Source organism: Frigoribacterium sp. Leaf263, from assembly GCF_001422285.1.
Taxonomy (GTDB): Bacteria; Actinomycetota; Actinomycetes; order Actinomycetales; family Microbacteriaceae; genus Frigoribacterium.
Genome location: NZ_LMMO01000003.1, coordinates 831,652 through 855,451, shown reverse-complemented (window position 1 = coordinate 855,451; position 23,800 = coordinate 831,652). Strand labels below are relative to the sequence as shown.

Below are 23,800 nucleotides of genomic sequence, written 5' to 3'. Positions count from 1 at the left end.
GCCCAGGAGGCGCGGCTCGTCCGAGCGGACCCGCGCCTTCGTCCTCGTCCGTCGCGTCAGTGGCCCATGCCGAGGCCGCCGTCGACGGGGATCACGGCACCTGAGATGTAGGCGGAGTCGTCGCCGGCCAGCCAGGTGATCGTCTTCGCGACCTCGGCCGCGCTGCCGTACCGACCGGCAGGGATGACCTTCTTGTAGTCGTCCTGGACGTCGTCGGGCAACGCGGCGGTCATGTCCGTCTCGATGAAGCCCGGAGCGATCACGTTCGCGGTGATCCCCCGGCCGCCGAGCTCACGGGTGAGCGAGCGGGCGAAGCCGATGAGAGCGCTCTTCGAGGCGGCGTAGTTGGTCTGACCGGCGCCGCCGTAGAGACCGACCACGCTGGAGACCAGGAGGATCCGGCCGAAGCGGGCTCGGATCATGTTCTTCGACGCCCGCTTGACCACGCGGAACGCTCCCCCGAGGTTGGTGTCGACCACCGACGAGAAGTCCTCCTCCGTCATGCGCATGAGGAGGACGTCCTTGGTGATGCCGGCGTTGGCGACCACGACCTCGACGGGGCCGAGCGCGGCCTCCACCGTGGTGAACGCGGTGTCGACGGACGCCGGGTCGGTCACGTCGGCGATGACCGTGAGCGAACCCTCCGGTCCGCTGCCGCTCCGCGCGGTGACGGCGACTCGGTGGCCTGCTGCCACGAACTCCTCGGCGATCGTGTAGCCGATCCCTCGGTTGCCTCCGGTGATGAGGACTGTTCGGGGGGTGTTCATGGGTGTCTCCTCGATGCGATCTGATGCGGCCCGGTCGACGGGCCATCCTCCAGCCTACTGTCGGCTCGACGCCGTACGATCTGTCCAGGCGCCCGACCGAGACGCACCCAGAGTTCGTGAGTGAATTGAAGACATCGCAACCGATCACCTCGCTTCCGCCGTCGCCGGCGGACGATCGTCATGCCCGGATGATCCGCTACCTCGTGGCCATGGGCATCCGGATCGTCTGCATCGCCCTGTGCTTCGTGATCCCGCTCAGCTGGTGGACGCTGCTCCCCGTGGCGGGAGCCGTGCTCATCCCCTACTTCGCCGTCGTGCTGGTCAACGTCGGACACGACCCCGGCCAGAGCGTCGAGCGACCGGGCGCGATCGAGACCTACCGGCAGCCCGCGCAGCCCTGGGCGCCCCCGACGGCGACGCCGAGCTGGCACGAGCCGAGCAGCGACGACGGCTCCGATCGGCGTGCCCCGAAGGGCGACGTCTGATGCTCGGTCTCGGAGCCGTCGGCCCGGACGACGTGCAGTGCTCCCGCGCCGGGTGCGCAGCCGTCGCGACCCGTGCGGTGAACTGGCGCAACCCGAAGATCCACGGCATCGACCGGGTCAAGGTCTGGTCGGCGTGCGACGAGCACGTCGACTTCCTCCAGGAGTTCCTGCTCGCGCGGGACTTCCCCGTCGTGGTCACGGCCGTCGGCGTCGAGGTGGAGTCGGTCGGGGCGGCCACATGACCGGGTTCCGGTTGCTGCTGTCGAAGAAGTGGCTCGGATACCTCGGGGTCGTCGTGGCCTTCGCGCTGATCTGCGCCATGCTCGCGAACTGGCAATGGAACCGTCACGAAGAGAAGATGGCGGTCGTGCATCAGCTGGAGCAGCGTTACGACGCTCCGCCGGTCCCGGTCGAGGCGGCTCTGCCCGGGGCGTCGTCCTACGATCCGGGCGCCGAGTGGCAGCCGGTCGAGATGCGCGGACGGTACCTCGTCGACGAGACGCTCCTGGTGCGCAATCGCCCCTACAACGGGCAGCCCGGTTTCGCCGTGCTCGTCCCGTTCCAGGTCGACGGCGGGCGGGTCTTCGTCGTCGACCGCGGATGGGTGCCCACAGGCAACGATCAGGACGCTCCCGACGTCGTTCCGGCGCCCCCGACGGGGCAGGTCACCGTCGTGGCGCGGATCAAGCCGGGAGAGCCCGCCGTGGGCGACCGCACGGCCGTCGCCGGGACGAACCAGATCGCGACCATCCAGTTGAGCGAGGTCCAGAAGCGGGTCGATCGGGAGATCTACTCGGCTGCCTACGGACAGCTCCTCTCCGAGGACCCGACCCCGGCGACGACCCCGGTCAAGTACGCCGAGCCGGAGATCGACACGGGGCTCAACCTCTCGTACTTCGTGCAGTGGATCATGTTCGCGGCCGGCGCGTTCCTGTTCCTCTTCTACGTCATCCGACAGGAGCAGCGCAACAGCCGGGCCGATGCCGACGAGGCGGCCGAGGCGGAGCGAGAGAGCGACGCGCGCCTCGACGAACGGCCCCGTCGAGGCGCGCGACCGCGGACGCGCGCCCGACATGACGACGACGTCGAGGATGAGATCCTCGACGCCGTCTCGCGGTGAGGCCGAGAGCCTCGGCCCTCAGGCGAGGTTGATGAGCTCGCTGTAGTCCGGGGTCCAGTGGTCCTCCGTGCCCTCGGGCATGATGAGGACGCGCTCCGGGTTCAGAGCCTCGACGGCACCCTCGTCGTGGCTGACCAGGACCACGGCGCCTTCGTAGTTGGCGAGGGCGTCCAGGATCTCGAGGCGGCTGGCGGGGTCGAGGTTGTTCGTGGGCTCGTCGAGCAGCAGGACGTTGGCCCCGGACACGACGATCATCGCGAGAGCGAGGCGCGTCTTCTCACCACCGGACAGGACGCCGGCGGGCTTGGCGGAGTCGTCCCCCGTGAACAGGAACGAGCCGAGCACCCGGCGCGCCTCCATCTCGGTGATGTTCGGCGAGGAGGACACCATGTTCTCGAGCACGCTGCGCTTGACGTCGATCGTCTCGTGCTCTTGCGCGTAGTAGCCCACCCGGAGCCCGTGCCCCGGCTCGAGCTGGCCGGTGTCGGGCTCGTCCACGCCGGCGAGGATGCGCAGCAGGGTCGTCTTGCCGGCACCGTTGAGCCCGAGGATGACCACCTTGGACCCGCGGTCGATCGCCAGGTCGACAGCCGTGAAGATCTCGAGCGAGCCGTAGCTCTTCGACAGGTTGGAGGCCATGAGGGGCGTCTTGCCGCACGCGACCGGGGTCGGGAACCTGAGCTTCGCGACGCGATCGACGGCACGCACCTCGTCCAACCCGGCGAGGAGCTTCTCGGCCCGGGCGACCATCTGGTGGGCGGCCGCCGCCTTGGACGCCTTCGCTCCGAAGCGGGCGGCCTGCTTCTGCAGAGCCGACGCCTGCTTCTCGGCGTTCGAGCGCTCCTTCTTGCGGCGCTCCTCGTCGGCGGCGCGTTGACGCTGGTAGTTCCGCCATCCCATGTTGTAGATGTCGATGGCCTGGCGGTTCGCATCGAGGTAGAAGACGCGGTTCACGACCTCCTCCACGAGCTCGATGTCGTGACTGATCACGATGACCCCGCCCTGGTAGGTCTTGAGGTACTCGCGGAGCCAGACGACCGAATCGGCGTCGAGGTGGTTGGTCGGCTCGTCGAGGATCATGGTGTCGGCGGCCGAGAACAGGATGCGCGCCAACTCGATGCGACGTCGCTGACCACCCGACAGGGTCGACAGGGGCTGTTCGAGGATGCGGTCGGGGAGGCTGAGGTTGCTGGCGATCGAGGCCGCCTCGGCCTCGGCGGCGTATCCGCCGAGGGCGTTGAAGCGATCGTCGAGGTCGCCGTAGCGCTTCATCGCACGCGCCGCGACGGCGGGGTCGTCGCTGCCCATCTCGATCGAGGCCTCCTGGATGCCCAGGAGGATCTGACCGAGCCCGCGGGCGTCGAGGATGCGCGTGCGGGCGAGATCCTCGGGGTTGCCGCTGCGAGGGTCCTGCGGGAGGTAGCCGATCTCGCCCGTCTTCTCGATGGTGCCGCCGGTGGGCAGCGTCTCACCGGCGAGCGTCTTGGTCATCGTGGTCTTGCCGGCGCCGTTCCGGCCGACGAGGCCGATCTTGTCGCCCTTGTCGACGCGGAACGTCACGTCTTCCATCAGCAGGCGCGCGCCGACGCGGATCTCGAGGTCGTGCACGGAAAGCACAGCAGAAGTCCAATCGATTGGGGAGGTGTCCACAACGCCGCCCGCCGTTGGGTCGCCCCTAAAATGATCACATCGTGTCGTGAGGGGCCGTGCGCATGGGAGTCGACCCGCCCTCAGGCCGATCAACCTACCCATTCTAGGAGACTGCATGACGAACGCCACCGCAACGACCTCCCGGCCGGTGCTCGCCGACCGGTTCGTCACCTCGAGCCGCGCCACCGACGTGGCCCTCGTGCTCGGCGGCGTCGCCGTCGTCTCGGTGCTCGCGCAGGTCCAGGTCCCTCTGTGGCCCGTCCCCGTCACCGGTCAGACGCTCGGCGTCATGCTGGTCGGCGCGAGCCTCGGCGCCCGACGAGGAGCGCTCTCGCTCCTCACCTACCTCGTGCTCGGCGTCGCCGGACTCCCGATCTTCGCGGAGTTCACGGGCGGGCCGCTCAGCGTTCTCAAGCCGAGCTTCGGATTCGTCATCGGCTTCGTCTTCACCGCGGCCCTCATCGGCTGGCTCTCCGAGCGCGACTGGGACAAGCACTGGTTCCGCTCGGCCGCGGCCTTCTTCGCCGCGAGTCTCGTCCCCTTCGCCGTCGGACTCCCCTACCTCGCCGTGGTCCTCGCACAGCTCGGCTACCCGCACGACCCGGCGAGCGTCCTGGCCGCCGGTCTCTACCCGTTCATCGTGGGCGGTGTGGCCAAGTGGCTCATCGCCGCCGCTGCGCTCCCCCTCGCGTGGAGGATGCTCGACCGACGTTCACGCTGAGGCGGCCGGTCTCGAGCCGGTCTCCGCGCCTCCTCGGCATTCTCTTCCGAGAGCAGAAGAACCCCCGACCAGCACGTGGTCGGGGGTTCTTCTCGCTGGCGGTCTCAGATCGAGAAGCCGATGGAGCGCATCATGTCGCGCCCGTCGTCTGTGATCCGGTCGGGACCCCACGGCGGCATCCAGACCCAGTTGATGCGGAACGCGTCGACGACCCCGTCCAGAGCGTTGGCCGTATCAGCCTCGATGACGTCCGTAAGAGGACAGCCGGCCGAGGTGAGCGTCATGCTGATGATGAGCGCGTTCTCGTGCTCTTCGTCCATCGCCAGGTCGTAGATGAGACCGAGGTCGACGATGTTGACACCGAGTTCGGGGTCGACGACCTCCTTCAGCGCCTCGGCGACCTCGTCGAACTTCTCGGGTGCGAGGGCGACGGCCATGCTCAGCTCACCGCCGCGGCGGCTTCGGCGGCAGCCGCGGTGACGTAGCGGTCGTAGCCCTCGTCCTCGAGGCGATCGGCCAGTTCGGGCCCGCCCTGCTCGGCGACATGACCGTCGACGAAGACGTGGACGAAGTCCGGCTTGATGTACCGCAGGATGCGCGTGTAGTGCGTGATCATCAGCAGCCCGAGGCCGGTTTTGGCCTTCGCGCGGTTGACGCCCTCGGAGACGATCTTCAGCGCATCGACGTCGAGGCCGGAGTCGGTCTCGTCGAGGACGGCGAACTTGGGCTTCAGCAGTTCGAGCTGCATGATCTCGTGGCGCTTCTTCTCGCCTCCCGAGAAGCCCTCGTTGACGTTCCGCTCGGCGAAGGAGGGGTCCATCTTGAGGTCCGACATGTGCGTCCGCAGGTCCTTGACCCAGCTGCGGATCGCCGGAGCCTCGCCGTCGAGCGCCGTCTTGGCGGTGCGGAGGAAGTTCGCGACGGTCACGCCGGGGATCTCGACCGGATACTGCATGGCGAGGAAGAGCCCGGCCTTGGCCCGCTCGTCGACGGTCATGTCGAGGACCTCGCGGCCGTCGAGCAGGATGGAGCCGCCGTCGACGTTGTACCGCGGGTGTCCGGCGATCGTGTAGGCGAGCGTGGACTTGCCGGAGCCGTTCGGGCCCATGACGGCGTGGATCTCGCCCTCGTTGATGGTGAGGTCGACGCCCTTGAGGATGGGCTTGACGCCCTGGTCGGTGTCGATGCTGACCTTGAGGTCGCGGATCTCGAGAGTGGACATGATGCTTATTCCTTACTGCGCGACGCCCGCCGGCGAAGGCGTGGCACTGGTGTCGACGTACACGTCGCCGTCGACGACGGAGACGGCGAAGACCGGGACGGGTTCGTAGGCGGGGAGGGTCAACGGCTTGCCGGTGGTGAGCTCGAACTTGGACCCGTGAGCCCAGCACTCGAGCGTGTCGTCTTCGACGAACCCCTCGGCGAGCGAGATGTCGCCGTGGGTGCACGTGTCGCCGATCGCATGGATGACGCCCGCGCTGTCCTTGACGACGGCGATGGCGACACCGTCGACGACGACGCGGAGAGCCTGCGACGGGGTGACGTCGTCGGCGGCGCAGACCTTGACGGTCATCGGCGGACCGCCCCGGTGCCGGGTGCCTGGGTCAGTTCGACCTCGAGCGCGGCGATGAGTCGATCCTGGAGCCCGGGCTCGCCGATCTTCTGCACGACCTCGCTGAGGAACCCGAGGACGACCAGCCTGCGGGCCTCGTCTTCGGAGATCCCGCGCGACTGGAGGTAGAACAGGTGCTCGTCGTCGAAGCGACCGGTCGCACTGGCGTGACCGGCACCCTGGATGTCGCCGGTCTCGATCTCGAGGTTCGGGATCGAGTCGGCGCGGGTCCCCTCGCTGAGCACGAGGTTGCGGTTCTGCTCGTAGCTGTCGGTGCCCGGAGCCGTGCGTCCGATGAGGACGTCGCCGATCCAGACGGTGCGGGCACCCTCGCCCTGGAGGGCGCCCTTGTAGTTGACACGGCTGCGCGAGTTGGGGGCGTCGTGATTGACGTACACCTGCTGCTCGAGGTGCTGTCCGGCATCGGCGAAGTAGACGCCGTAGAGCTCCGTGTCGGAGCCCTGGCCGGCCAGGTGGGCCGACGGGTTCACGCGGACGATCGAACCGCCGAGGCTGACGACGAAGTGCTTGAGCTGCGCGTCACGACCGATCGTGGCGAAGTGGCTCGCCAGGTGAACGGCATCGTCGTCCCACTCCTGGAGGGTGACGACGGTGAGGTGCGCGCCGTCCTCGACCACGATCTCGACGTTCTCGACGAGCTGCGCTGCCCCGGTGTTCCGGAGGACGACGAGCGAGGTCGTGTGAGCCGCGGCGTGGATCAGCGTGTGCCCGGCCCGGGGTTCGCGGTCGAGTCCCGATCGGCCGATCGTGATGGTCGAGGGCTCCTCGCCGGTCAGCGAGACGAGCAGCACCTTCTCGGTGCTGGACCACGCATTGGCGGAGGCCTTGTCCTCCGGGGTGCCGGCGCGGCCCACCCGCGGGTCGGTGGGGTCGATCCAGTCGACCGTCGCCCCTCCGGTCTCCCGGGCCAGGTACGCGTAAGGGGACCCGTCGAGGACGCCGTCGATGAGGGGCCGGAGGCGCGTCACCGGGCTGAGCTTCCAGTCCACCTCGCGACCGGTCACCTCAGCGAACGCCGCGGGATCGGTCGATGAGAAGCGGGCCGACCTCGTCTGGACGGGGACGAGGCTCCAGCCGCCGTCGGTGTGGGCTCCGGCGCCGTGCTGCGTGCGCTCGGAGGTGCTGCTGTCTGTGGTGGTGGGTGCTGCGGCGGACATCTAGCCGACTGATCCTTCCATGCTCATCTCGATGAGCTTGTTGAGTTCGAGCGCGTACTCCATCGGGAGCTCGCGGGCGATGGGCTCGATGAATCCACGGACGATCATCGCCATGGCCTCGTCTTCGGCCATGCCGCGCGACATGAGATAGAAGAGCTGCTCCTCGCTGACCCGCGAGACGGTCGCCTCGTGACCCAGCTGCACGTCGTCGACGCGGATGTCGATCGCCGGATACGTGTCGGAGCGGGAGATCGTGTCGACGAGCAGCGCGTCGCACCGCACGGTGTTCGCGGAGTGGTGAGCCGACGGGTCGACGCGGATCTCGCCGCGGTACCCGGCGCGTCCGCCCCCTCGGGCGATCGACTTCGAGACGATCGACGAGGTCGTGTACGGAGCCATGTGGACCATCTTCGCGCCGGCGTCCTGGTGCTGGCCGGGACCGGCGAAGGCCACCGAGAGCGTCTCGCCCTTCGCGTGCTCGCCGACCAGGTAGATGGACGGGTACTTCATCGTCACCTTGGAGCCGATGTTGCCGTCGATCCACTCCATGGTCGCGCCCTCGTGGGCGATGGCGCGCTTGGTGACGAGGTTGTAGACGTTGTTGGACCAGTTCTGGATGGTCGTGTACCGCACGCGGGCGTTCTTCTTCACGATGATCTCGACGACGGCCGAGTGCAGCGAGTCCGACTTGTAGATCGGCGCCGTGCAGCCCTCGATGTAGTGGACGTAGCTGTCCTCGTCGGCGATGATCAGCGTCCGCTCGAACTGGCCCATGTTCTCGGTGTTGATGCGGAAGTACGCCTGCAGCGGGATCTCCACGTGCACGCCCTTCGGCACGTAGACGAACGAGCCGCCCGACCACACGGAGGTGTTGAGCGCGGCGAACTTGTTGTCTCCGGCGGGGATGACGGTGCCGAAGTACTCCTGGAACAGCTCGGGGTGCTCACGCAGCGCCGTGTCGGTGTCCATGAAGATGACGCCCTGCTCCTCCAGGTCCTCGCGGATCTGGTGGTAGACGACCTCGGACTCGTACTGGGCGGCGACGCCGGCGACGAGTCGATTGCGCTCCGCCTCGGGGATGCCGAGCTTCTCGTAGGTGTTCTTGATGTCGTCGGGGAGGTCGTCCCACGTCGTCGCCTGCTTCTCGGTGGAGCGGACGAAGTACTTGATGTTGTCGAAGTCGATGCCGGAGAGGTCGGCGCCCCAGGTCGGCATGGGCTTCTTCTCGAAGAGCGCGAGGCCCTTGAGGCGGTTCTTGAGCATCCACTCCGGCTCGCCCTTCAGGGCGGAGATGTCGGAGACGACCTCGGGAGACACTCCCCGGCGCGCCGAGGCGCCCGCGGCGTCGGAGTCGGCCCAGCCGAACTCGTACTGTCCCAGGCTCTCGAGCTCGGGTCGGTCGATCAACACGTCTGACATCTCTTACCTCTTCCTTCTGCTGGACCGAACACGGGGAGTCGGATGACCATTCCCGTGCTTTCCTGCGGACGCGCCTCGTCGAGACGCGCTCTCTTGGTGGCCCAGACACTCGCGATACGAGGTGAACACACCGTCGGGCGTGATCCACGCTCCAGACGACCTTATTCACGGCCGGATGACAGGTGTGCGTTGCCTAGACTTGAGCCGCGCGGAGTGGCCATGCCACCCGCTCGCACAGCGGTCTGAGCAGACCATCGGCGTCGTCGTCGACACCGTGCCGGGTTGTGTTCCTGAACCCGTTGATTCTACAGGTCGAAGCGCCGAAAGCGACGAAAGGCAACAGTTCGTGAGCAACACACAGGTGGGTCCCGCCGGAGCACTGTCCCGAGTGCGGTCGTGGCTGCCCACGACCGTCGACCGTCGTGTCCGCATCATCGCCTGGGCGTCCTTCGCCTGCCAGGTGCTGCTCATCGGCACAGGAGGCGCGGTGCGGCTCACCGGATCCGGGCTCGGCTGCCCGACATGGCCGCGGTGCACGGCCGACTCGTTCGTGAGCACGCCGGAGATGGGCATCCACGGCGTCATCGAGTTCGGCAACCGTCTGCTGACGTTCGTCCTGACGATCGTGGTGATCCTCGCCTTCCTCGCGGTGATCCGCATGCGGGCGGTGCGTCGCGACCTGTTCCTCCTGACGCTCGTCCAGGGGCTCGGCATCCCGTTCCAGGCCGCCCTCGGGGGCATCACCGTGCTCACCGGTCTGAATCCCTACATCGTCGGCGCCCACTTCGTGGTGTCGATCTTCCTCGTGGCGTTGACCACCGTCCTCCTCTGGCGTGTGCACCGAGGACCCCGCGGGTCGCACGCCGCGACACCCCGCGGCTACGCACGCCTGGTGCACGCCGCCGCCGGCGTGGTGGGCGTCACCGTCGTCGTCGGGATCCTCACGACGGGTTCCGGCCCGCACGCAGGCGACGCCGCGACTCCCCGCAACGGCCTGGACCCCGCCGTGATGGACCACGTGCACAGCTGGCCCGCCTACGCGACACTCGTGCTCACGCTCGCCATCGTCGCCTGGACCTTGCGGGCGGGACTCCCCCGTCGATTCCCCCTGCTGCTGCTCGGGGTGGAGCTCGTCCAGATCGCCGTGGGGATCACGCAGGCGCGCACCGGCCTCCCCCCGATCCTGGTCGGCTCGCACATGGTCCTCTCGGCGCTCCTCGTCGGCGCAATGACGGCGGTCGTGCTGTCGCTGCGGAACGAGCAGGCCCCGGATGAGATCGATGCGCCGGTGGCCGTGGAGGACGCTCGGGTCTGATCGCCCTCTCCCTGACGACCCACCGGGCCGGCGCTCGAGGCGCGTCTTAGGTACACGACGTGCTAACGACGGTCGTCGGACGGACGCACGAATGCCCCGGGCGCGAGCCCGGGGCATTCGTCTTCCGCTCTCCGAGTCGCCGCGTGACGGCGAGGTCGCAGACCTAGAACGGGAGCAGCGGGTCGATCCCGACGGCGATGAAGAGCAGGGTCAGATACGTGATGGAGCTGTGGAACACGCGCATGGGGCGGACCTCGGCGACGTGCTGGATGGCCCGACTGTAGAGACGGTGCGCCTCCCAGATGAACCAGAGGCCGCTGGACGCGGCGACGACGGTGTAGAGCACGCCCATGCCGGCGACCGGGACGAGCAGGAGGGAGCAGACGACGGTCGCCCAGGCGTACAGGATGACCTGCAGCCCGACGATCGACCGGCCACGGACGACGGCGAGCATGGGGACGTCGGCCGCCGCGTAATCGTCCCGGTACTTCATCGAGAGCGGCCAGTAATGCGGAGGCGTCCACAGGAAGATCACCATGAAGAGGATGACGGGCGTCCAGGTGAGGCTGCCGGTCACGGCGGCCCAGCCGATCAGGACGGGCATGCACCCCGCGATGCCGCCCCAGACGATGTTCTGCGGGGTGCGGCGCTTGAGCCAGAGCGTGTACACGACGACGTAGAACAGGATGGCGCCGAGCGACAGAGCGGCCGACAGGAGATTGACCGTCAGGGCCAGCCAGGCGATGGATGCGACGCCGACGACGTAGGAGAAGATCAGAGCCTCGCGGTCGGTCACCTCGCCCGTCACCAGCGGGCGACCCTGCGTCCGCTTCATGATGCGGTCGATGTCGCGGTCGATGTAGCAGTTGAAGGCCGAGGCGGAGCCGGCGCTCAGCGCACCGCCGATCAGCGTCGCGGCGACCAGCCACAGGTTGGGGACGCCGCCCTGGGCCAGGAACATGGTCGGGGCGGTCGTGACGAGCAGGAGCTCCATGACCCGGGGTTTCGTGAGGGCCACGTACGCCCGAGCCTTGCGACGGATGCCCCGGGGTTCGGTGTCGGGGCGGGTGTCAACGGCTGCGGTCATGAGTCCTCTAACGAGATGAGCGGTTTGCTCGAAAAGTCTAGGCGATGATCGTCGACGGTGACGGCTCTCTGGGAGTCACATGCGGGCGGGACCGGCACGTTCGTCCCTATACTGACAGGTGCTTGCCAGTCGCACGCCCGTTCGGCGCTGGAATCTCCGACACCGGAACCCACTTCCCGTCCTGATCCCACCCTGCGGTGTGCGTTCGACCGAAGCCGACGACGTCTCGGCAGGCGCATGTCAGCGCGGGAGCGAATCGACCCCGCGCAATCCGCATCAAGAAGGGTCAACTCCACGTGGCAGATCTGCAATGGGAATCCATTGACAACAAGGCCGTCGACACCGTCCGCGTCCTCGCGGCCGATTCGGTCGAGAAGGTCGGTAACGGCCACCCGGGAACGGCGATGAGCCTCGCGCCCGCCGCCTACCTCCTGTTCCAGAAGGTCATGCGTCGCGACCCGAGCGACAGCGAATGGATCGGTCGCGACCGCTTCATCCTCTCCGTCGGCCACAGCTCGCTGACGCAGTACGTCCAGTTCTACCTCGGCGGCTACGGACTCGAGCTCGACGATCTGAAGGCGCTCCGCACCTGGGGATCCAAGACCCCCGGTCACCCCGAGTACGGCCACACCGATGGCGTCGAGATCACGACCGGCCCGCTCGGCCAGGGCCTCGCCTCAGCCGTCGGCATGGCCTACGCGGCGCGCTTCGAGCGCGGCCTGTTCGACCCCGAGGCGGCCGTCGGCACCTCGCCGTTCGACCACCACGTCTACGTCATCGCCGGCGACGGCGACCTGCAGGAGGGCGTGACCAGCGAGGCGTCGTCGCTCGCCGGTCACCAGCAGCTCGGCAACCTCGTCGTCATCTACGACTCCAACCAGATCTCCATCGAGGACGACACGAACATCGCCTTCACGGAGGACGTCCACAAGCGCTACGAGTCGTACGACTGGCACGTGCAGGTCGTCGACTGGAAGAAGACGGGCGAGTACGTCGAAGACGTGCAGGCGCTGAACGACGCCGTCGAGGCGGCCAAGGCCGAGACCGGCAAGCCCTCCCTCATCATCCTGAAGACCATCATCGGATGGCCTTCGCCCAAGAAGCAGAACAGCGGCAAGATCCACGGCTCGGCGCTCGGCGCCGAGGAGCTCGCGGGCCTCAAGGAGGTCCTCGGCTTCGATCCCGAGAAGAGCTTCGACGTCGACCCCGAGGTCCTCGCTCACACCCGCAAGGCCGTCGAGCGCGGCCAGGCGCAGCACGCCGAGTGGACCGAGTCGTTCGACCGGTGGGCCGAGGCCAACCCCGACAAGAAGGTGCTCCTCGACCGCGTCCTGGCTGGGGATCTCCCCGAGGGTCTCGACGAGGCGCTGCCCGTCTTCCCGACCGACAAAGAGGTGTCGACCCGTGCCGCGTCCGGCAAGGTCATCAACGCCATCGCCGGAGTCGTCCCCGAGTTCTGGGGCGGGTCCGCCGACCTCGCCGAGTCGAACCTCACGACGATCGCCGGCGGCGGCTCGTTCGTCCCGAGCGAGTGGTCGACGCACGAGTGGCAGGGCAACCCCTACGGTCGCGTGCTGCACTTCGGGATCCGCGAGCACGCCATGGGCGCGATCATGAACGGAATCGCCCTGCACGGGAACACCCGCGTCTTCGGCGGCACGTTCCTGATCTTCAGCGACTACATGCGCCCTGCGGTGCGTCTCGCCGCGCTGATGAAGTCCCCCGTCACCTACGTCTGGACCCACGACTCCGTGGCCCTCGGCGAAGACGGACCGACCCACCAGCCGGTAGAGCAGCTCGCCGCCCTCCGTGCCATCCCCGACTTCGACGTCGTCCGTCCGGCCGACGCGAACGAGACGGCGTGGGCCTGGAAGACGATCCTCGAGCGCCACAGCGGACCCGCCGGTCTCGCCCTCAGCCGTCAGAACCTGCCGGTCTTCGAGCGCGGCGAGGGCGATGCCTCCGGTGAGGAGTTCGCCTCCGCCAAGAACGTCGCCAAGGGCGCGTACGTGCTCGCCGAGGCTCCGGGAGGCACGCCTGACGTCATCCTGATCGCCACCGGCTCCGAGGTGCAGATCGCCGTCGAGGCCCGCGAGGTTCTCCGCGGCGAGGGCGTCAACGCCCGTGTCGTCTCCGCCCCGAGCCTCGAATGGTTCGACGAGCAGAGCGCCGAGTACAAGGAGTCCGTCCTGCCCGCCGCCGTCAAGGCCCGGGTCTCGATCGAAGCCGGTGTCTCGCTCCCGTGGCGTGGCATCGTGGGCGACGCCGGACGCAGCATCTCGATCGAGCACTTCGGTGCCTCCGCCGACTACAAGACGCTGTACCGGGAGTTCGGGATCACCACCGAAGCCACCGTCGCCGCCGTCAAGGACTCGCTGGCCGCTCTCTGAGCGCCGACGAAGAGAAGAGAAGAAGACACATGACTGAATCCAACACAGCTCAGCTCTCCGCAGCAGGGGTCAGCATCTGGCTCGACGACCTGTCCCGTGAGCGCATCAACGCCGGCGGTCTCGAGAAGCTCATCGCCGAGCGCAACGTCGTCGGGGTCACGACCAACCCGACGATCTTCGCCTCCGCCCTGGCCAAGGGCGAGGCCTACGACGACCAGGTCGCGCTCCTCGCCAAGAGCGGGGTCAGCGTCACCGACGCTGTCTTCGAGATCACCACCGACGACGTCACGCGCGCCAGCGACATCTTCCGTGAGATCTACGACAACACGAACGGCTTCGACGGACGCGTGTCCATCGAGGTCGAGCCCGGTCTCGCCCACGACGCCCAGGGCACCATCGACCAGGCGATCAAGCTCGCCGCCAAGGTCGGCCGCCCCAACGCGCTCATCAAGATCCCCGCCACGATCGAGGGCCTCGAGGCGATCACCGCCGTCATCGCCCAGGGCATCAGCGTCAACGTCACGTTGATCTTCAGCCTCGAGCGGTACCGCGCCGTCATCAACGCCTACCTCACCGGTCTCGAGCAGGCCAAGGCCGCCGGCATCGACATCACGTCGATCCACTCGGTCGCGTCCTTCTTCGTGTCGCGCGTCGACACCGAGATCGACAAGCGCCTCGACGCCGTCGGCACGGACGAGGCGAAGGCGCTCAAGGGCAAGGCCGGCGTCGCCAACGCCCAGCTCGCCTACGAGGTCTACACCCAGGCCTTCGACACCGAGCGCGCCAAGGGCCTGCTCGCGGCCGGCGCGAACAAGCAGCGCCCTCTCTGGGCGTCGACCGGCGTCAAGGACCCCAACGTCCTCGACACCACCTACGTGGTCGAGCTCGTCGCGGCCGACGTCGTCAACACGATGCCGGAGAAGACGCTCGAGGCGACCTTCGACCACGGCGAGATCCGCGGGGACTCGATCAGCGCCTCCTACGCCGCCGCGAACGAGGTCATGGACGCCATCGCCGCCCAGGGCGTCTCGTACGACGACGTGACCGAGGTCCTCGAGAAGGAGGGCGTCGAGAAGTTCATCGTCTCCTGGAACGAGCTGCTCGACACCGTCACCGCCGCCCTCGAGGCCTCCAAGCCCGCCGAGGAGGCCAAGTGACGATCACGATCGCCGCCAGCGGCGCCGCTGCGGAGGCTGTCGAGAAGGTCGTACCCACTCTGGTGGACGACCTGGTCGCCTCCGGCATCACGGCTCAGAACCCCACGCTGTGGGGGGCCGACGCGGAAGACGAGTCGGCCAAGCGCCTCGGCTGGACCGAAGCGGTAGTCGTCTCGACGCCGCTCATCGACCAGATCGCCGAGCTCCGCGAGGAGCTCGCGGGCAAGGGCGTCGATCACGTCGTCCTGGCCGGAATGGGCGGTTCGTCTCTGGCACCCGAGGTCATCACGCGCACGTACGGCGTGGAGCTGACCGTGCTGGATGCCACCGAGCCAGGACAGGTCCTGACCGCCCTTGCCGACCGACTCGAGCGCACCGTCCTGGTCGTCTCGTCGAAGTCGGGCTCGACGGTCGAGACCGCGAGTCAGCGGAAGACGTTCGAGAAGGCCTTCCACGACGCGGGCATCGACCCCGTCGACCGGATCGTCGTCGTGACGGATCCGGGATCGCCCCTGGACGCGTCCGCGCGCGAGGCCGGCTATCGCGTCTTCAACGCGGACCCGAACATCGGCGGCCGCTACTCGGCGCTCTCCGCGTTCGGTCTGGTGCCGTCCGGTCTCGCCGGCGCGGACATCCGCGAGCTCCTCAGCGAAGCGGACGCCGTCACGGTGGAGCTCGCTCAGGACTCCGTCGACAACCCGGGTCTCGTGCTCGGCGCCGTCCTAGCGGGCACTCAGCCGCTCCGAGACAAGATCGCCATCGTCGCCGACGGCACGCACATCATCGGCTTCCCCGACTGGGCGGAGCAGCTGATCGCGGAGTCGACGGGCAAGCAGGGCCGTGGTCTCCTGCCGGTCGTGCTCGGGTCTGACGCCCCCGAGGTGTCGCTCGGCCTGCACGACGTGCAGGTCATCCGGCTGGTGGCCAACGCCGCCGAGACGCGTGAGGTCGCTCCCGGCGAGGTCGAGATCTCGGGTTCGCTCGGCGGGCAGATCATGGTCTGGGAGTACGCGGTCGCCGTCGCAGGGCGCCTCCTCGACATCAACCCGTTCGATCAGCCCGACGTCGAGTCGGCGAAGATCGCGACGCGCGCTCTGCTCGACGACCGGCCCGCGCCGACTCCCCCGGCGTTCACCGCCGAGGGCATCGAGGTCCGCGAGGTCGGCGGCATCGAGCTCGGCGAGTCGCTGGAGAGCGCCGTGGAGGCGCTTCTCGCGCAGCTCGACGACGACGGCTACGTGTCGATCCAGGCGTACATCGACCGGGTTGCCAACCCCGAGCTCGAGAAGCTCCGGGACGCCCTGGCGGCGCGGACCTCTCGTCCCGTCACCTTCGGCTGGGGTCCGCGGTTCCTGCACTCCACAGGTCAGTACCACAAGGGCGGGCCGGCGAACGGCGTGTTCCTGCAGATCACGCAGGTGCCGGAGCGCGACCTCGAGATCCCGGAGAGCCCCTTCACCTTCGGTCAGCTCGTCCAAGCTCAGGCCGCGGGCGACGCCAAGGTGCTCGCCGAGCACGGTCGACCGGTGCTCACCCTCACGGTCACGGACGTCACCGCAGCGCTGCCCGCGCTGCTGGCCTCCGTCCGTTGATCACGCGGGCCGGCGTCCTCGCGACGCCGGCCCGCCTCCCGGTCGGGTGTCCGTGTCCCCGCCGGGCCGTCAAGACCCCCGAAGGAACCCCATACAGATGTCACCGGTGGAGATCACCCCGGAGTCCAACCCTCTGAGGTTGCCCTCCGACCGCAGACTCAATCGCATCGCCGGACCGAGCGGTCTCATCATCTTCGGCGTGACAGGCGATCTGTCCCGCAAGAAACTCATGCCGGCCGTGTACGACCTGGCCAACCGCGGTCTGCTCCCGCCGGGATTCGCTCTCGTGGGCTTCGCTCGTCGCGAGTGGGAGGGCCAGGATTTCGAGCAGGTCGTCTACGAGGCCGTCAAGCAGTACGCGCGCACACCCTTCGACGAGGACGTCTGGCGTCAGCTCAAGCTGGGCTTCCGCTTCGTTCAGGGCGTCTTCGACGACGCTGACGCGTTCGCCCGCCTGAAGGAGACGATCGAGGAGCTCGACCGGGAACGCGGCACGATGGGCAACCACGCGTTCTACCTGTCCATCCCGCCCAAGGCCTTCCCCATCGTGACGGAGCAGCTCCGCAACTCGGGTCTCGCGGAGGAGAAGGACGGCGCCTGGCGTCGGGTGGTCATCGAGAAGCCGTTCGGCAGCGATCTCGCGACCGCTCGAGAGCTGAACGCGGTCGTCGAGACGGTCTTCGAACCCGATTCGGTCTTCCGCATCGACCACTACCTCGGCAAGGAGACCGTCCAGAATCTCCTGACTCTCCGGTTCGCGAACCAGATGTACGAGCCGCTCTGGAACTCGAACTACGTGGATCACGTCCAGATCACCATGGCCGAGGACATCGGGGTCGGCGGCCGCGCCGGTTACTACGACGGCATCGGCGCCGCACGTGACGTGATCCAGAACCACCTGCTCCAGCTCCTCGCCCTCACGGCCATGGAGGAGCCGGTCTCCTTCACCGCCAAGGACCTGCGGGCGGAGAAGGAGAAGGTCCTGTCGGCCGTGCGTCTCCCCGAGGACCTCGCGGAGGGAACGGCGCGTGGTCAGTACGCCGGCGGATGGCAGGGCGGTGAGAAGGTTCTCGGATTCCTCGACGAGGAGGGGATGAACCCCGAGAGCCTCACCGAGACGTTCGCCGCGATCAAGCTCGAGATCGCCACACGTCGGTGGGCGGGTGTCCCGTTCTACCTCAGGGCAGGCAAGCGTCTGGGGCGTCGGGTGACCGAGATCGCCATCGTGTTCAAGCAGGTCCCGGAGAACATCTTCGGATCGCAGACGTCGCTCGGGCAGAACGCGCTCGTGGTCCGGGTCCAGCCCGACGAGGGTGTGACGCTCCGCTTCGGCTCGAAGGTGCCGGGCATCGGGACGCAGGTCCGCGACGTCACCATGGACTTCGGTTACGGGCACGCCTTCACCGAGGCGAGCCCCGAGGCCTACGAGCGTCTCATCCTCGACGTCCTCCTCGGTGATCCCCCGTTGTTCCCCCGCCACGAGGAGGTCGAGCTCTCGTGGAAGATCCTCGATCCGATCGAGGAGTTCTGGGCGACCCAGGGGCAACCCGAGCAGTACCGACCGGGTACCTGGGGCCCGGCGTCAGCTGATGAACTCATGGCCCGTGACGGCCGAACCTGGAGGCGTCCGTGATCGTCGACCTGCCCGACAGCACCATCTCCCGAGTGCAGAAGTCGCTCGTCTCCATCCGCGAGGAGGGAGGCGTCGTGGCCCTCGGTCGTGTGCTCACCCTGATCATCTCGACCTCCCTCGGCGAGGAGGAGGAGGCCATCGAGGCCGCCAACGACGCCTCACGGGAGCACCCCATGCGGGTCATCGTGATCTCCACGGCACGGGAGACCTCGGCTGCCGCGGACGCGCGTCTCGATGCGCAGATCCGCGTCGGCGGGGATGCGGGGGCCAGCGAGGTGATCGTGCTCCGCGCCTACGGCGACACGGCGAGCGACGAGGAGGGTCTCGTCACGGGACTGCTGCTCCCCGACGCGCCCGTCGTCGTCTGGTGGCCGGGCCGAGCGCCGGCGATCGTCTCCGAGTCGCCCCTGGGGCGCATCGCACAGCGGCGCATCACGGACGCGGCCAGCCAGGAGAATCCGCGTCAGACGATCGTCGACCTCGCTGAGACCTACGCGCCGGGAGACACGGACTTCGCGTGGACGCGCCTCACGCTGTGGCGGACTCAGCTCGCCGCGGTCCTCGACCAGCCGCCTTACGAGCCGGTGACCGCCGTCGACGTCAGCGGCGCCCCCGACTCCCCCAGCACGCTCCTGCTCGCCGCATGGCTGCGCCTGCAGCTGCAGGTGACCGTGGAGAACGAGCTGACGACACGCGCCACGGGGTCGAGCGGCATCCAGGGGGTCCGACTGCTGCGCGCCTCCGGTGCCATCGAGCTGGAGAGGGAGCAGGAGAACATCGCGACTCTGCGACAGCCCGGCCAGCCGACCCACGACCTCTCTCTGCCGCGCCGCTCGCTCCGCGACTGCCTCGCGGAGGAACTCCGTAGACTCGACCCCGACGACCTCTTCGGAGACGTCGTCAGAAACGGGGTTCGCCAACTGAGCGAACCCGTCCAGGACAACTAGGGCAGACGATGACCGTGACGAACGAACGCCGAGTGCTCGTGCACTCCAACAAGGAATCGCTGGGGGCGTCCGTCGCCGCCCGATTCATCACCAAGATCATCGACGTCATCGAGGAGCAGGACTACGCCTCGGTGGTCGTGAGCGGCGGGTCGGTGAGCACGCTCGTTCTCGCCGCCATCAACGAGTCGCCGGCACGTGACAGCGTGAACTGGTCGAAGGTGTCGTTCTGGTGGGCTGATGAGCGGTGGGTCGAGGCCGACCACGCCGACCGCAACGACGTGCAGGCGGGGATCGACCTGCTCGATCACATCGGCGTCGATCCCGCCAACGTGCACCGCTTCGGTGCGGTCGGCGATTTCGAGGACGTCGAGGCCGCCGCCGCCGCCTACCGTGAGGAGCTTCTCGCCCACGCGCAGGGAGACGACCTCTCGCCTCGTTTCGACATCACCCTCCTGGGCGTCGGCCCCGACGGCCACATCGCCTCGCTGTTCCCCGACAGAGAACAGATCCGGGCGACGGACTCGACGGTCCTCACGATCGATGACTCCCCCAAGCCTCCGCCCATCCGCCTCACTCTCAGTCTGCCGGCCATCAACAACTCGCAGCGGGTCTGGATGATCCTCGCCGGTGCCGAGAAGGCCTCGTCGCTGGGTCTCGCCTTGGCCGGAGCCGGGGCGGATCAGGTACCGGTCGCCGGCGTCAAGGGGCGTCGACGCACGGTCTTCTTCGTGGACGGAGACGCGGCCGCCGAGGTTCCCGAGAAGCTCATCGCCTCGACCTACTGATTCTCACAGAACGACGAAGCCCCGCAGCGATGCTGCGGGGCTTCGTCGTTCTGTGACGAGGTCGTCCTGGAATCGGATCGGACCCCCTCACGAGGGATGGATCAGGCCTTGCCTCGGCGGACACGCAGCTGCTGCAGCGCCTCTTCCAGAAGCTGTGCTGCTTCCTCTTCGGAGCGACGCTCTTTCACATAGGCCAGATGCGTCTTGTAGGGCTCGAGCTTGGCGACGCTCGGGGGGTTCGCCTTGTCGCGGCCTGCAGGCAGACCACTGGACGGTGAGTCGACCGTCTCGGGGATCTCGTCTTCGGGGACGTTGGCTGCGAAATGACGCACCACCTCGTTCCCGAGGGCGTCCCAGTAGGAGATCGTGATCCGCTCGGCGTGATAACCGCGATCCTGCTCGCCCATGGGGCCGGCTCCGACGCGCGACCCGCGGATGGCGCTACCGCCCGACGCCATCAGGCCACCGCCGAGAACTTGGTGATGAGACCCAGCACGACGATGCACGTGATCCACACGAGACCGAGGAACACGGTGATGCGATTCAGGTTCCGCTCGGCGACCCCGGACGCACCGAGGTTGCTCGTGACGCCGCCGCCGAACATGTCGGACAGACCGCCCCCTCGACCTCGATGGAGCAGGATGAGAAGGGTCAGCAGGAGGCTCGTGATGCCGAGCAACACCTGCAGGATGACCTGGAGAATTTCCACGTGGGACCTTTCGATGCGGTGAGACCGCTAACGAGTATAACCGTCGGCCCGGTCGTCAGCGGCCTCACCCGCGGGTGGAGCGAGATGTCCGACTCGCAGCGGTTGGGTGGTCGACTAGACGCCGACGTGCGACGGGAACCTGACGATGCTCGAGAACTCCTCGATGTCCAGGCTGGCTCCTCCGACGAGGGCTCCGTCCACGTTGGGTTCGCGCATGAACGAGGCGATGTTCGTCGACTTGACGGATCCGCCGTACAGGATGCGCGTGGCGGCGGCCGAGTCGGCGCCACGTTCTCGGGACAGGGCCTCCCGCAGGGCGGCGCAGACCTGCTCGGCCTGCTCCGCCGTGGCGGCCTTGCCCGAGCCGATGGCCCAGACGGGCTCGTAGGCCACGACGATCTCGGCGTCGCCGGGGAGATCCGCGAGGGCGGCTCGGAGCTGCGCGACCGGAACCGCGCTCGGTCCGTGCTTCTCGAGATCGTCCGCCGTCTCGCCGACGCAGAGGACCGGGACGAGTCCGTTGCGGTGAGCGGCGACGACCTTGCTCGCCACGACGGCATCGGTCTCGCCGTGCATCGTCCGACGCTCCGAATGACCCACGATGACGTAGCGGATGTCGAGTTTCGCGAGGAAGGCGCCCGAGATCTCGCCCGTGTGCGCTCCGGAGTCGTGCGCGGACAGATCCTGTGCGCCGAGCCCGAGCGGGAGCTTGTCGGCGTCGAGCAGCGTCTGCACGGAACGGAGATCGGTGAAGGGAGGGAACACGACGGCCTCGACGGCCGAGTGTTCGTGCTTGGCGTCCTTGAGACTCCAAGCGAGCTTCTGGACGAAGGCGATCGACTGGAGATGATCCAGGTTCATCTTCCAGTTGCCGGCGATGAGGGGCGTGCGCGTGGTCACCATCCGAGGACCTCCAGTCCGGGGAGTCGTTTGCCCTCGAGGAACTCGAGGCTGGCTCCACCGCCGGTGGAGATGTGGCCGAACTGGTCGTCCGAGAAGCCGAGCGCCCGCACGGCGGCAGCGGAGTCCCCGCCGCCCACGACGGCGAGCCCGCGGACGTCGGTGAGCGCCTGGGCCACCGTCTTCGTCCCCTGCGCGAACGCGTCGAATTCGAACACGCCCATGGGGCCGTTCCAGAAGACCGTCTTGGACCCGAGGACGATCTCGGCGAAACGAGCGGCCGTCTCCGGCCCGATGTCCAGTCCGATCGCGTCCGAACCGAAGGCGGACGCCTCGATGCCGTCGACGGAGACGGTCTCATGATCCGCATCGGCGGAGAACGCCGAGGCCACCTCGACGTCGACGGGGAGGACGATCGTCACGCCCCTCTTCTCGGCCTCCGCGAGGTAGCCCCGGACCCGCTCGATCTGATCGGCCTCGAGGAGGCTCTTGCCGACGGGGTGACCCTGGGCGGCGAGGAAGGTGAAGAGCATGCCGCCGCCCACGAGCAGGTTGTCGACCCGGGGCAGGAGATGCTCGATGACCCCCAGCTTGTCCGACACCTTCGAACCGCCCAGGACGACCGTGTAGGGCCGCTCCGGCGTCTCCGTGAGCCTCTGGAGGACCTCGAGCTCCGCGGAGATGAGCGTGCCCGCAGCGCTGGGGAGGAGCTTCGGCAGGTCGGAGACGCTCGCCTGCTCGCGGTGCACGACCCCGAACCCGTCGGAGACGAAGACGTCGCCGAGCTCCGCGAGCTTCTCGGCGAATTCCAGACGCTCGTCCGGGTCCTTGGAGGTCTCGGCCGCGGCGAAGCGCAGGTTCTCGAGGACGGTGATCTGGCCGTCCTGGAGGGCGGCGACGGCGGCGACGGCCTCCTCCCCCACGGTCTCGGAGACGAATCCGACGCTCTTGCCGAGCAGCTCGCTGAGCCGCTGCGCCACCGGACGGAGGCTGTACTCGGCGGCGACCTCGCCGTCGGGGCGCCCCAGGTGGCTGATGACGATGACGCGAGCGCCCTGGTTGATCAGGGCGTCGAGGGTCGCGAGAGAGGCCCTGACCCGACCGTCGTCGGTGATGCGACCGTCTTTCAGGGGGACGTTGAGGTCGCAGCGGACGATGACTCGCCGACCGGACAGGGAGCCGAGGGACTCGAGTGTTCTCAGGGTCATGACCTTCTCTTCGTTCGACGAAGGCGGCCGGGCACGGGGCCCAGCCGCCTTCGGTGGTTCGGTTCTCGGGATGCCGCCGCTCTTACAGGCGGTCCGCCACGTACTTGGTCAGGTCGACCAGGCGGTTGCTGTAGCCCCACTCGTTGTCGTACCACGAGGTGATCTTCACCATGTTGCCGATGACCTTGGTCAGCCCCGAGTCGTAGATCGACGAGTGCGGGTCGGTGGTGATGTCCGACGAGACCAGCGGGTCCTCGGAGTAGGCGAGGATGCCCTTGAGCTCGCCCTCGGCGGCGGCCTTGTACGCGGCGTTGATCTGCTCGACCGTCACCGGGGTGCTCGTCTCGAGCGTGACGTCAGTGATCGAGCCGGTGGGGACCGGCACCCGGAGGGCGTAGCCGTCGAGCTTTCCGGCGAGCTCGGGGATGACGAGGCCGATGGCCTTGGCCGCTCCCGTCGAGGTCGGGACGATGTTGACCGCGGCGGCGCGAGCGCGACGCGGGTCCTTGTGGGGGCCGTCCTGGAGGTTCTGGTCGGCCGTGTAGGCGTGCACGGTGGTCATGAGGCCGCGCTCGACGCCGAAGTTGTCGAGGAACACCTTCATCAGCGGAGCGAGGCTGTTCGTCGTGCACGACGCGTTCGAGATGATGTCGTGCTTGGCGGGGTCGTAGATGCCCTCGTTGACGCCCAGGACGATCGTGGCGTCGTCGCCGGTCGCCGGTGCGGAGATCAGGACCTTCTTGGCGCCCGCCGTGATGTGCTTCCGGGCGTCCTCGGCCTTGGTGAAGAAGCCGGTCGACTCGATGACGATGTCGACGCCCAGCTCGCCCCAGGGCAGGTTGGCGGGGTCGCGCTCGGCGAGCACCTTGATCGGCTTGCCGTCGACGACGATCGAGTCGCCGTCGAGCTCCACCGTCGCGTCGAGGCGACCGGTGATGGAGTCGAACTTGAGGAGGTGCGCCAGCGCGGCGTTGTCGGTGAGGTCGTTGACGGCGACGATCTCGATGTCGGTGCCCTTGGCGAGCGCGGCGCGGAAGTAGTTGCGGCCGATACGACCGAAGCCGTTGATGCCGATCTTGACGGTCAATGAAACTCCTGTTGCTCAGGCGTCGTGGGGACGCGTGG

At 68.0% G+C, this 23,800-nt stretch carries 24 protein-coding genes; 11 read left to right on the top strand and 13 right to left on the bottom strand.

From position 1 onward, the window contains the following. Window positions 1-56: 56 nt before the first annotated feature. A complete protein-coding gene (gene fabG, locus ASF17_RS07960) occupies window positions 57-767 on the bottom strand; it encodes a 3-oxoacyl-ACP reductase FabG (RefSeq protein ID WP_055797545.1) in 711 nt (236 codons plus the stop codon). A 116-nt stretch (window positions 768-883) separates the two neighbouring features. Between fabG and ASF17_RS07955 the strand changes: the two genes are divergently transcribed. Genes ASF17_RS07955 through ASF17_RS07945 form a run of 3 tightly spaced genes read left to right on the top strand, consistent with a single transcriptional unit; the run spans window position 884 to window position 2,372 of the window. Further along, window positions 884-1,252: a DUF3099 domain-containing protein gene (locus ASF17_RS07955; RefSeq protein ID WP_268761064.1), complete on the top strand. Its 369-nt coding sequence runs from the start codon at window positions 884-886 to the stop codon at window positions 1,250-1,252. Beyond that, entirely contained in the window at window positions 1,252-1,494 is a 243-nt protein-coding gene (locus ASF17_RS07950; RefSeq protein ID WP_055797541.1) for a hypothetical protein, read from the top strand. Before ASF17_RS07955 ends, ASF17_RS07950 begins: the two co-directional genes overlap by 1 nt. Then, the gene (locus ASF17_RS07945) at window positions 1,491-2,372 is read left to right on the top strand and encodes an SURF1 family cytochrome oxidase biogenesis protein (RefSeq protein WP_055797539.1); all 882 of its coding nucleotides are present in this window, start codon (window positions 1,491-1,493) and stop codon (window positions 2,370-2,372) included. Before ASF17_RS07950 ends, ASF17_RS07945 begins: the two co-directional genes overlap by 4 nt. Window positions 2,373-2,390: 18 nt before the next feature. On the opposite strand, the gene ASF17_RS07940 is transcribed toward ASF17_RS07945, so the two are convergent. After that, entirely contained in the window at window positions 2,391-3,989 is a 1,599-nt protein-coding gene (locus ASF17_RS07940) for an ABC-F family ATP-binding cassette domain-containing protein (protein ID WP_055797536.1), read from the bottom strand. Between the two features lie 148 nt (window positions 3,990-4,137). Here ASF17_RS07940 and ASF17_RS07935 point away from each other — a divergent pair, with 148 nt between their 5' ends. Next, window positions 4,138-4,743: a biotin transporter BioY gene (locus ASF17_RS07935; RefSeq protein WP_055797532.1), complete on the top strand. Its 606-nt coding sequence runs from the start codon at window positions 4,138-4,140 to the stop codon at window positions 4,741-4,743. 104 nt (window positions 4,744-4,847) lie between these two features. Here ASF17_RS07935 and ASF17_RS07930 read toward each other — a convergent pair whose 3' ends face one another. From ASF17_RS07930 to sufB, 5 genes are read right to left on the bottom strand one after another with little or no spacing between them, the layout of a single operon-like run. Further along, window positions 4,848-5,180: a metal-sulfur cluster assembly factor gene (locus tag ASF17_RS07930; protein ID WP_055797530.1), complete on the bottom strand. Its 333-nt coding sequence runs from the start codon at window positions 5,178-5,180 to the stop codon at window positions 4,848-4,850. Window positions 5,181-5,182: 2 nt separating this feature from the next. Beyond that, a complete protein-coding gene (sufC, locus tag ASF17_RS07925; RefSeq protein WP_055797527.1) occupies window positions 5,183-5,965 on the bottom strand; it encodes a Fe-S cluster assembly ATPase SufC in 783 nt (260 codons plus the stop codon). Window positions 5,966-5,977: 12 nt separating this feature from the next. Then, window positions 5,978-6,316, bottom strand: a complete 339-nt coding sequence (locus tag ASF17_RS07920; protein ID WP_055797524.1) for a non-heme iron oxygenase ferredoxin subunit — start codon at window positions 6,314-6,316, stop codon at window positions 5,978-5,980. Further along, entirely contained in the window at window positions 6,313-7,533 is a 1,221-nt protein-coding gene (sufD, locus tag ASF17_RS07915; RefSeq protein ID WP_055797521.1) for a Fe-S cluster assembly protein SufD, read from the bottom strand. The genes ASF17_RS07920 and sufD overlap by 4 nt, the downstream gene beginning before the upstream one ends. After that, entirely contained in the window at window positions 7,534-8,952 is a 1,419-nt protein-coding gene (sufB, locus tag ASF17_RS07910) for a Fe-S cluster assembly protein SufB (protein WP_055797516.1), read from the bottom strand. It abuts the gene before it with no gap. A gap of 346 nt (window positions 8,953-9,298) precedes the next feature. On the opposite strand from sufB, the gene ASF17_RS07905 reads away from it, so the two are divergent. Beyond that, window positions 9,299-10,267 carry a COX15/CtaA family protein gene (locus ASF17_RS07905; protein WP_235476430.1) on the top strand — a complete coding sequence of 323 codons (969 nt, stop codon included), beginning with the start codon at window positions 9,299-9,301 and terminating at the stop codon, window positions 10,265-10,267. A 163-nt stretch (window positions 10,268-10,430) separates the two neighbouring features. Here the strand turns inward: ASF17_RS07905 and ASF17_RS07900 are convergent, their stop codons facing one another. Continuing rightward, the gene (locus ASF17_RS07900; RefSeq protein ID WP_055797510.1) at window positions 10,431-11,354 is read right to left on the bottom strand and encodes a heme o synthase; all 924 of its coding nucleotides are present in this window, start codon (window positions 11,352-11,354) and stop codon (window positions 10,431-10,433) included. A 296-nt stretch (window positions 11,355-11,650) separates the two neighbouring features. On the opposite strand from ASF17_RS07900, the gene tkt reads away from it, so the two are divergent. From tkt to pgl, 6 genes are all read left to right on the top strand, one after another. Beyond that, the gene (gene tkt, locus ASF17_RS07895) at window positions 11,651-13,744 is read left to right on the top strand and encodes a transketolase (protein ID WP_055797507.1); all 2,094 of its coding nucleotides are present in this window, start codon (window positions 11,651-11,653) and stop codon (window positions 13,742-13,744) included. Window positions 13,745-13,773: 29 nt separating this feature from the next. Further along, on the top strand, window positions 13,774-14,901 hold the full coding sequence (gene tal / locus ASF17_RS07890) for a transaldolase (protein ID WP_055797503.1): 1,128 nt from the start codon (window positions 13,774-13,776) through the stop codon (window positions 14,899-14,901). Next, window positions 14,898-16,493, top strand: a complete 1,596-nt coding sequence (locus ASF17_RS07885; RefSeq protein WP_055797501.1) for a hypothetical protein — start codon at window positions 14,898-14,900, stop codon at window positions 16,491-16,493. The genes tal and ASF17_RS07885 overlap by 4 nt, the downstream gene beginning before the upstream one ends. Window positions 16,494-16,590: 97 nt before the next feature. After that, the gene (zwf, locus tag ASF17_RS07880) at window positions 16,591-18,126 is read left to right on the top strand and encodes a glucose-6-phosphate dehydrogenase (RefSeq protein ID WP_055797497.1); all 1,536 of its coding nucleotides are present in this window, start codon (window positions 16,591-16,593) and stop codon (window positions 18,124-18,126) included. Beyond that, the gene (locus ASF17_RS07875; RefSeq protein WP_055797494.1) at window positions 18,123-19,073 is read left to right on the top strand and encodes a glucose-6-phosphate dehydrogenase assembly protein OpcA; all 951 of its coding nucleotides are present in this window, start codon (window positions 18,123-18,125) and stop codon (window positions 19,071-19,073) included. The genes zwf and ASF17_RS07875 overlap by 4 nt, the downstream gene beginning before the upstream one ends. An 8-nt stretch (window positions 19,074-19,081) precedes the next feature. Next, on the top strand, window positions 19,082-19,858 hold the full coding sequence (pgl, locus tag ASF17_RS07870) for a 6-phosphogluconolactonase (protein ID WP_326934176.1): 777 nt from the start codon (window positions 19,082-19,084) through the stop codon (window positions 19,856-19,858). 101 nt (window positions 19,859-19,959) lie between these two features. Here pgl and ASF17_RS07865 read toward each other — a convergent pair whose 3' ends face one another. The 5 genes from ASF17_RS07865 to gap form a co-directional block, all read right to left on the bottom strand. Then, complete coding sequence (locus ASF17_RS07865) at window positions 19,960-20,316, bottom strand: RNA polymerase-binding protein RbpA (protein WP_055797491.1); 357 nt, start codon at window positions 20,314-20,316, stop codon at window positions 19,960-19,962. Continuing rightward, window positions 20,316-20,567: a preprotein translocase subunit SecG gene (gene secG, locus ASF17_RS07860; RefSeq protein WP_055797488.1), complete on the bottom strand. Its 252-nt coding sequence runs from the start codon at window positions 20,565-20,567 to the stop codon at window positions 20,316-20,318. Before secG ends, ASF17_RS07865 begins: the two co-directional genes overlap by 1 nt. Before the next feature lie 114 nt (window positions 20,568-20,681). Continuing rightward, window positions 20,682-21,470: a triose-phosphate isomerase gene (tpiA, locus tag ASF17_RS07855; RefSeq protein ID WP_055797485.1), complete on the bottom strand. Its 789-nt coding sequence runs from the start codon at window positions 21,468-21,470 to the stop codon at window positions 20,682-20,684. Then, window positions 21,464-22,675: a phosphoglycerate kinase gene (locus ASF17_RS07850; RefSeq protein WP_055797482.1), complete on the bottom strand. Its 1,212-nt coding sequence runs from the start codon at window positions 22,673-22,675 to the stop codon at window positions 21,464-21,466. Before ASF17_RS07850 ends, tpiA begins: the two co-directional genes overlap by 7 nt. A gap of 82 nt (window positions 22,676-22,757) precedes the next feature. Further along, window positions 22,758-23,762 (bottom strand): type I glyceraldehyde-3-phosphate dehydrogenase, encoded by a 1,005-nt coding sequence (gene gap / locus ASF17_RS07845; RefSeq protein WP_055797479.1) that lies wholly within the window; start codon window positions 23,760-23,762, stop codon window positions 22,758-22,760. Window positions 23,763-23,800 lie beyond the last annotated feature (38 nt).

Bases quoted from the DNA above. Each gene is read 5' to 3' on its own strand.
- fabG (WP_055797545.1), bottom strand. From the start codon at position 767: ATGAACACCCCCCGAACAGTCCTCATCACCGGAGGCAACCGAGGGATC.
- ASF17_RS07950 (WP_055797541.1), top strand. From the start codon at position 1,252: ATGCTCGGTCTCGGAGCCGTCGGCCCGGACGACGTGCAGTGCTCCCGC.
- ASF17_RS07945 (WP_055797539.1), top strand. From the start codon at position 1,491: ATGACCGGGTTCCGGTTGCTGCTGTCGAAGAAGTGGCTCGGATACCTC.
- ASF17_RS07935 (WP_055797532.1), top strand. From the start codon at position 4,138: ATGACGAACGCCACCGCAACGACCTCCCGGCCGGTGCTCGCCGACCGG.
- ASF17_RS07930 (WP_055797530.1), bottom strand. From the start codon at position 5,180: ATGGCCGTCGCCCTCGCACCCGAGAAGTTCGACGAGGTCGCCGAGGCG.
- sufC (WP_055797527.1), bottom strand. From the start codon at position 5,965: ATGTCCACTCTCGAGATCCGCGACCTCAAGGTCAGCATCGACACCGAC.
- ASF17_RS07920 (WP_055797524.1), bottom strand. From the start codon at position 6,316: ATGACCGTCAAGGTCTGCGCCGCCGACGACGTCACCCCGTCGCAGGCT.
- sufD (WP_055797521.1), bottom strand. From the start codon at position 7,533: ATGTCCGCCGCAGCACCCACCACCACAGACAGCAGCACCTCCGAGCGC.
- sufB (WP_055797516.1), bottom strand. From the start codon at position 8,952: ATGTCAGACGTGTTGATCGACCGACCCGAGCTCGAGAGCCTGGGACAG.
- ASF17_RS07900 (WP_055797510.1), bottom strand. From the start codon at position 11,354: ATGACCGCAGCCGTTGACACCCGCCCCGACACCGAACCCCGGGGCATC.
- tal (WP_055797503.1), top strand. From the start codon at position 13,774: ATGACTGAATCCAACACAGCTCAGCTCTCCGCAGCAGGGGTCAGCATC.
- zwf (WP_055797497.1), top strand. From the start codon at position 16,591: ATGTCACCGGTGGAGATCACCCCGGAGTCCAACCCTCTGAGGTTGCCC.
- pgl (WP_326934176.1), top strand. From the start codon at position 19,082: ATGACCGTGACGAACGAACGCCGAGTGCTCGTGCACTCCAACAAGGAA.
- ASF17_RS07865 (WP_055797491.1), bottom strand. From the start codon at position 20,316: ATGGCGTCGGGCGGTAGCGCCATCCGCGGGTCGCGCGTCGGAGCCGGC.
- tpiA (WP_055797485.1), bottom strand. From the start codon at position 21,470: ATGGTGACCACGCGCACGCCCCTCATCGCCGGCAACTGGAAGATGAAC.
- ASF17_RS07850 (WP_055797482.1), bottom strand. From the start codon at position 22,675: ATGACCCTGAGAACACTCGAGTCCCTCGGCTCCCTGTCCGGTCGGCGA.